Raw genomic sequence first — 5,092 nt, 5'->3', positions numbered from 1 at the left:
GTTCGCCGTCGTTTTGGAGGGATCAGTGAGCGAGTTTCTGACCGTTCGGCTGAGTAGCGAACAACAAAGTACCATTCCTTGGGTGGTGTGGTCGACAGATCAACAGGAAGTGATTGCTAGCGGTGAAATCGCCGGGTGGGAACACTTAGATGAGTTGGTTTCATATGCTGGTCAGCGCCAAGTTGTGGCGCTGTTGGCGAGTAATGATGTGGTCCTGACGCAAGTGGATATACCGCCTGGTGCAACACGCCAATTCGAGGCGATGTTACCGTACTTAGTGGAAGACGAAGTTGCTCAGGACGTTGATGGCCTGCACTTTAGCGTGTTGGGTAAACAAGCGGATAAAGCGCAGATTTGCGCAGTTGAACGTGCTTGGATTCAGACTGTACTGCAACGTTTCTCAAGCCAAGGTATCGCCATTAAACGCATTTTACCCGATGTGCTTGCGTTACCGGTTCGTGGAGATCACAGCAGTGCTGCAACGATTGGCGAGCAATGGCTAATTCGTCACTCTGCGACAGAGGGCGCGGTTGTCGACGCTTCTTGGTTAGACCTTTACCTCTCTTCTTATCTACAAAATCATGAAGGTTGGAAGCTCGATTGCTTTAGCTCGGTCCCTGAATCTGCGTTACCTGAAATATGGGATCCGCAACCAGAAGAAATGACGATGGCTTTACTGGCGAAGGGGGTGACAGAAAGCAAAGTCAATTTGCTGACTGGGAGCTTCAAGCCGAAATCTTCTTGGGGTAAATACTGGAAGCTCTGGCAAAAAGCCACTATTGCTGCGGGGGTGCTTATTGTCGTCATGGTTGCGCAGCAGTTGCTCGTGGTCCACAAGTACGAAGCACAAGCTCAAGCGTATCGTGAGGAGAGTGAGCGTATTTTCCGCCAGGTGTTCCCAAATAAACGACGCATTCCTACCGTTAGTTACCTCAAACGACAAATGGATGATGAAGAGCGCCGCTTATCTGGTGGAAGTGGTCAGCAGGCAATGTTGTCATGGTTGGCGGCATTACCCGCGACGCTTGGTCAGGTCAGCGACTTGGAGATCACTAGCTTTAAATACGACGGACAACGTGGCGAAGTACGTATTCAGGCTCGTAGTTCAGACTTCCAACCTTTTGAGCAGGCTCGTGTGAAATTGGCAGAGAAGTTTAATGTTGAGCAAGGTCAGTTGAACCGTAGCGATAACGTTGTGGTTGGCAGCTTTGTTTTGAAGCGTTTGTGAGGTGATGATGAAAAATTTAATTTCTCAAGCTCAGGTTTGGTGGAGCAGCATCTCGCAGCGTGAGCAGCGTTTGGTCATGGGATGTGGCGCTATTGCCGTCATCGGTATTATTTATTGGGTTTTATTACAGCCAATGAGCCAACGTGCGGAGCTAGCTCAGTCACGTATTCAAAGCGAAAAACAGTTGCTAGCTTGGGTACAAGATAAAGCGGATGGCATCACTGCACTGCGAAAAAGCAGCGGTGTGAGCTACTCTAGTCAACCGTTGAATCAGTTGGTTTCTTCTTCAGCTCGTCGTTATAAAGTTGAGTTGATTCGAGTACAACCTCGTAATGAGAGCGTTCAAGTGTGGATCAAACCACTCGCGTTTAATCAACTAGTGGATTGGTTACGTTACTTGAAAGAGCAACAGGGTATTGAAGTCGAATTTTTAGATATCGACCGAACAGAGCAAGCGGGCATGATCGATGTAAACCGCCTTCAGTTTAAGCGAGGTTAAGGTGAAACGAGCAGTACTTTACGTTGTTATCTTTATCGTCTTTTTTTCAGTCAGTCTTTTAATGGGATTACCAGTCTCTTGGGTGTTACAACAAGCACCAACAGTGAGAGGCCTGGACATTCAAGGAGCCAACGGTTCGGTATGGCAAGGTCAAGCTTCTAGTATTCGTTGGCAGCGCCAGAACCTTGGAGAAGTTAATTGGGATTTCCAATGGTCGAGTCTACTGACAGGTAAAGCTGAGTTTGCTGTGCGCTTTGGTCGTGGTAGTGAAATGGACGTTCGTGGGCGCGGTTTTGTCGGCTATAGCTTAAGTGATGGCCCTTATGCCAAAAACTTAGTTGCCTCGATTCCGGCGGTAAAAGTTGTTGAGCAAGCGCGCCTCCCTGTGCCTGTTGGTGTTGATGGGCAGCTTGAGCTGAATATTCGTCATGCGACTTATGCTGCGCCTTGGTGTAAGAACGGTGAAGGCACTTTAGTATGGAATGCCAGTGGTATTCAAAGCCCCGTTGGCAGCTTAGATCTCGGTCCTGTGATTGCCGATATAAACTGTCAGGATAGTGTATTGACGGCAACTGGTGAGCAGAGCAGCAAACAAGTCTCTGCGGCGTTTTTCGCTGAACTGATGCCTAATCAACGGTACTCAACCAAAGCGTGGTTCAAACCTGGTGCAGAGTTCCCATCCAGCATGGGGGAGCAACTGAAATGGTTGGGTAAGCCGAATGCTCAAGGTCAATATGAGTTTAATTACCAAGGGCGCTTCTAACCTATCGTGACAAAATCCAATATCTTAAAAGAGCTGCTATTGTGCAGCTCTTTTTGCTTTTGGAACATCGTAAGCTAAAACCTCTATTCGCTGTACATTCGATCTTGATTGGGAATGAGTGAAAGTTTAAAGTCATGATTTTTAATCGATTTGTTTTCTTTCGTTCAGCTTTACAGGCAATTGGAACATAGTAGGCCAAATGCTCCAAGTGCTGTACAGAAGGTCAAAAAGAAAAGGCCACGAAGATATTCGTGGCCTTTCTATTACTAGAATTTTGTGCTCTAAATTTTACCGATAGGGCGCTTAATCTTTGCGTTGTAAAATCTCATTCCAAGGTAAATCCGCATCACCAAGAACAATAAAGTTCGGGTTTTCTAGTGTTTCCCGCTCGTTATATGACAGCGGTTCTAATTGCGTGCTGAGAATACGTCCGCCAGCTTCTTCAACAATGCATTGTGTCGCAGCGGTGTCCCACTCACCTGTTGGACCTAGTCGGAGATAGCAATCTACCGCCCCTTCCGCGACGAGGCATGCTTTCAATGCCGCAGAACCGAGCGGTATTAAGTCGTAATTCCAGGCGCTGCTCATACGGTTAGTAATACGATTGATGTCTTGGCGACGACTAATAGCAATTGCGATGCTTTGCTCTGGCTGTTCGTGTTTGTGTGTATGGATTTTGACGCTGTCCGACATGTCGGGAATTTTCCAGGCGCCTTTGCCATTATAAGCGTAGTAAGTCACGCCAGATACAGGACCGTAAACGACGCCCATGGTTGGTCGATTGTTGTCGACCAACGCGATAATAGTGGCAAAGTCACCACTGCGAGCGATGAATTCTTGAGTACCATCAAGAGGGTCGACTAACCAATAACGTTCCCACTGAGCGCGTTGCTCTAAGCTTATGTCTGCGTCTTCTTCTGACAACACGGGAATGTCAGGCGTCAGATCACTCAAGCGTTCAGTGATGAACTTGTGAGCTGCAATATCCGCACTTGTTACGGGAGTTTCGTCACTTTTGGTGTAGGCCTCGTATTGCTTCTTTTCATATATTTCGAGGATCATTTGCCCAGCACTGCGGGCAATCTCGATGACTTGAGGAAGTAGGTGAGATAGATCTTTTGTCATTGGCATAAGTGATAGTCCTTACTCACAGTGTTATTCGGTTCTAATGACCGTTATTGGTTATGCTTGTGAGTGGTGTTTGGTAAGTGTTTCAGTGCCAACATTAGCGCTGTGATGCTTCGTGCTTCACAGAAATCCATGTGAGTTAATAACTCTTCGGCTTGCGCAAGTGGCCAACGCACAATTTCCAGTGGTTCAGGCTCATCGCCTTCTTGCTTCTCTGGATAAAGCGCCTGTCCTAAAAATAGAGTCATTTTGCTCGAAAAGTAAGATGGCGCGAGGATAACTTGTTTCAACGGGGTTAACTGATTACAGCCAAAGCCGATTTCTTCTTTTAACTCACGATCCGCAGCTTGGTGTGGTGTTTCTCCTGGGTCAATCAGCCCTTTTGGGAAACCTAGCTCGTAACGTTCAGTTCCAGCGGCGTATTCACGCACCAGTAATAAATCGCCTTGTTCTGTTACAGGGACTACCATTACAGCATCTCGTCCACTTGGCTTCATACGCTCATAAGTACGATGCTCACCATTGGAAAAACGAAGGTCGAGCGCTTCCACAGCAAACAGTTTGGATTTTGCAACCGTCTGGCATGAGAGTATCTCTGGTGGGGTTCGTTTCGGCATGACGCTGGCTCCTTGGTGTCGTTGGCGTTTACGAGATGCGTAAGATTCTTAATATATGAGAACTCCGCCTGAGTTTCTAGCGGATTTTACGAGTCGAGCTAAGCATCTCAGCATCACCTCAGTATCGATACAAAAATGGGAGACCGAAGCCTCCCATTTTCTGACAGTGTTTACTCTTAGTAGTAAGAGTGATCACCACGGTCATGTTCTGTAGCATCACGAACTGCGGTTAGTTCACCAATGAACTGGTTTAGCAGCTCTTTCTCGATGCCTTCTTTTAGTGTTACGTCAACCATAGAACAGCCATTACAACCGCCACCAAATGCAACAATCGCAACACCGTCTTCAGTGATCTCAACCAAGTTTACGTGACCACCGTGGCCAGCAAGCTGTGGGTTCACTTGAGTTTGGATAACGTACTCAACGCGCTCAACCAGTGGTGCGTCGTCCGCAACTTTACGCATTTTAGCGTTAGGTGCTTTTAGCGTTAGCTGAGAGCCCATTTTATCGGTAACAAAATCGATTTCAGCGTCTTCAAGGAATGGCAGGCTCAGCTCATCTACGTAAGCTGAAAAACCGCTGTAAGAGAGTTCAGTGTCGGTCGATTCTACTGCTTCTGGTGGGCAGTAAGACACGCCACACTCAGCGTTTTGTGTACCTGGGTTCACAACGAAAATACGAATGTTAGTGCCTTCAGGTTGTTGGCCTAAAAGGTTAGCGAAATGCGTTTGCGCAGTTTCTGTAATAGTAATATTTGACACGACGAATACCCGAGTAAATTTGTAGGTTACTGCTGCTATTCTACTCTTGTTGACGTATGGGTCTAGTCTTTTTGATGCTAAGGCATGGCGAAGCGA

Annotated in this window: 6 protein-coding genes; 3 read left to right on the top strand and 3 right to left on the bottom strand. The window is 47.1% G+C overall.

Going from position 1 to position 5,092, the window contains the following annotated elements; genetic code table 11:
- Positions 1-25: 25 nt before the first annotated feature.
- From gspL to R7041_RS22650, 3 genes are read left to right on the top strand one after another with little or no spacing between them, the layout of a single operon-like run.
- The gene (gspL, locus tag R7041_RS22660; RefSeq protein WP_206949360.1) at positions 26-1,228 is read left to right on the top strand and encodes a type II secretion system protein GspL; all 1,203 of its coding nucleotides are present in this window, start codon (positions 26-28) and stop codon (positions 1,226-1,228) included.
- A 7-nt stretch (positions 1,229-1,235) separates the two neighbouring features.
- Positions 1,236-1,727, top strand: a complete 492-nt coding sequence (locus R7041_RS22655; RefSeq protein ID WP_064368899.1) for a type II secretion system protein M — start codon at positions 1,236-1,238, stop codon at positions 1,725-1,727.
- A gap of 1 nt (position 1,728) precedes the next feature.
- Positions 1,729-2,490 (top strand): type II secretion system protein N, encoded by a 762-nt coding sequence (locus R7041_RS22650; protein WP_064368900.1) that lies wholly within the window; start codon positions 1,729-1,731, stop codon positions 2,488-2,490.
- 303 nt (positions 2,491-2,793) lie between these two features.
- Here R7041_RS22650 and cysQ read toward each other — a convergent pair whose 3' ends face one another.
- From cysQ to nfuA, 3 genes are all read right to left on the bottom strand, one after another.
- Complete coding sequence (gene cysQ, locus R7041_RS22645) at positions 2,794-3,621, bottom strand: 3'(2'),5'-bisphosphate nucleotidase CysQ (RefSeq protein ID WP_005379308.1); 828 nt, start codon at positions 3,619-3,621, stop codon at positions 2,794-2,796.
- Positions 3,622-3,665: 44 nt separating this feature from the next.
- The gene (gene nudE / locus R7041_RS22640) at positions 3,666-4,235 is read right to left on the bottom strand and encodes an ADP compounds hydrolase NudE (protein ID WP_005379309.1); all 570 of its coding nucleotides are present in this window, start codon (positions 4,233-4,235) and stop codon (positions 3,666-3,668) included.
- Positions 4,236-4,411: 176 nt separating this feature from the next.
- Positions 4,412-4,996: a Fe-S biogenesis protein NfuA gene (gene nfuA, locus R7041_RS22635; protein ID WP_005379313.1), complete on the bottom strand. Its 585-nt coding sequence runs from the start codon at positions 4,994-4,996 to the stop codon at positions 4,412-4,414.
- Between the last annotated feature and the right edge of the window lie 96 nt (positions 4,997-5,092).

Source organism: Vibrio sp. 1751, from assembly GCF_033339895.1.
Taxonomy (GTDB): Bacteria; Pseudomonadota; Gammaproteobacteria; order Enterobacterales; family Vibrionaceae; genus Vibrio; species Vibrio alginolyticus.
Note: the sequence above shows the minus strand (reverse complement) of the source record. Positions and strands in the feature narration are given on the sequence as shown.

Coding starts and splice junctions, on each gene's coding strand:
- R7041_RS22655 (WP_064368899.1), top strand. CDS start 1,236: ATGAAAAATTTAATTTCTCAAGCTCAGGTTTGGTGGAGCAGCATCTCG.
- nudE (WP_005379309.1), bottom strand. CDS start 4,235: ATGCCGAAACGAACCCCACCAGAGATACTCTCATGCCAGACGGTTGCA.
- cysQ (WP_005379308.1), bottom strand. CDS start 3,621: ATGCCAATGACAAAAGATCTATCTCACCTACTTCCTCAAGTCATCGAG.